Genomic DNA, 1,295 nt, shown 5'->3' with positions numbered 1-1,295 from the left:
GGTGCGCGGGGGGAGCAGCGGGCTGGTGGGTTGCGCGGTTCCATCGGGGTTCCCGGGATCGTGTTCCTCGTCGTGGCCTCCGCGGCGCCGTTGACCGCGATCGGTGGGGCGTTGCCGGTGATGCTGGCCATCGGCAACGGGCCGGCGACGCCGTCGGCGTACCTGGTGGTGGCGGTGGTGCTGCTGCTGTTCAGCGTCGGGTACGCCGCGATGAGCCGGCACGTCACCGACACCGGGGCGTTCTTCGCCTACGTCACCCGCGGGCTGGGCCGGCGGGCGGGGTTGGGGGCGGCGGGGTTGGCGTTGCTGACGTACACCGCGATCCAGGCGGCGGTCTACGGCATGGGCGCGAACACGTTGCGGGGTCTGGTCGTGCAGTACGGCGGTCCGGACCTGCCGTGGTGGGTGTGGGCGGGGGTGCTGGTGGCGGTGGTGGCGGTGCTGGGGTACCGCAACATCGACCTGGGCGCGAAGGTGCTGGGGGTGCTGCTGGTCCTGGAGATCGGGATCGTGGCGGTGCTGTCGGTGGCGGTGTTCGCCGGTGGCGGTGGCCCCGAGGGGGTGTCGCTGGCCTCGTTCACCCCCTCGGCGTTCACGCAGGGCTCGCCGGGGATCGCGTTGATGTTCGCGATCGCGTCGTTCATCGGGTTCGAGGCGACGTCGATCTACGGGGAGGAGGCTCGTGATCCGCGGCGGACGGTGCCGTTGGCGACGTACATCGCGGTGGCGTTGATCGGGGTGTTCTACGCCTTCGCCAGTTGGGCGGTGGTGAGCGCGGTGGGGCCCTCGCAGGTGAGTTCGGTGGCCGGGGAGCACACCGGGGACCTGGTGGTCGGGGTGCTCAGCGGCCGGTACCTGGGTTCGTTCGGGGATCACGTGTTCCCGGTGCTGTTGTTCACCAGCTTGTTCGCGGCGGTGCTGGCGTTCCACAACGCGATCTCGCGGTACTTCTTCGCCTTGGGCCGGGACGGGGCGATGCCGGTGTTCCTGGCGCGCAGCCACCACCGGCACGGGTCCCCGCACACCGGCTCGCTCGTGCAGACGGTGACCGCGGTGGTGGTGCTGGCGGTGTTCGCCGTCGCCGGGGCCGATCCGGTGGCGCAGTTGTTCACCTGGATGTCGGGGCTGGCCACGCTCAGCGTGATCGTGTTGATGCTGCTGGCGTGCGCGGCGGTGCTGGTGTTCTTCGCTCGCACGCGGGTGGACCGGCGGCGGTGGAACACGGTGGTCGCTCCGGCGCTGGGTGGGGTGGGTCTGGTGGGGGTGCTGGTCGCGGTGCTGTCGAACTTCACCAC

Annotated in this window: 1 protein-coding gene; it reads left to right on the top strand. The window is 71.0% G+C overall.

Going from position 1 to position 1,295, the window contains the following annotated elements; all coding sequences use genetic code 11:
* Window positions 1–30 precede the first annotated feature (30 nt).
* Window positions 31–1,295 (top strand): APC family permease (locus tag ACRYRX_RS22570; RefSeq protein ID WP_432515444.1); only part of this gene is annotated, 1,265 nt, incomplete at its 3' end.

It is taken from the genome of Kineococcus lubricus (assembly GCF_050871965.1).
Classification (GTDB): Bacteria; Actinomycetota; Actinomycetes; order Actinomycetales; family Kineococcaceae; genus Kineococcus.
Note: the sequence above shows the minus strand (reverse complement) of the source record. Positions and strands in the feature narration are given on the sequence as shown.